Source organism: Salmonella sp. SAL4457, from assembly GCF_046548235.1.
Classification (GTDB): domain Bacteria; phylum Pseudomonadota; class Gammaproteobacteria; order Enterobacterales; family Enterobacteriaceae; genus Salmonella; species Salmonella enterica.
Window position 1 is genome coordinate 1 of record NZ_JBGDZO010000778.1, and the last position, 259, is coordinate 259.

1 protein-coding gene is annotated in these 259 nt (G+C 67.6%); it reads left to right on the plus strand.

Translation table 11 applies throughout. From position 1 onward, the window contains the following. Window positions 1-259, plus strand: a 259-nt coding sequence (locus ACLJNW_RS26275) for a macro domain-containing protein (protein ID WP_410961517.1), incomplete at both ends; no start/stop codon positions are given.

The window sequence follows — 259 nt, forward strand, 5'->3', positions numbered from 1 at the left end:
GCAAGACCCAGTGCATCGTCAACCTGATCACCCAGGGCATGCTGCACAGCGGTCGTAGCGCCAAGCCGGGCAAGGCGAGCCTGGAGGATGTCGGCCATGCCCTGCGCGAGCTGGCCCGCTATGTGCGCAGCGAAGGGGTGAGCAGCCTGGCTCTGCCCTGCGTGGCGACGGGAGTGGGCGGGCTGGACTGGTCCGAGGTCAAGCCGCTGGTGGTTCGCCACCTGGGCGACCTGGAGATCCCGGTGATTCTCTACGAGGT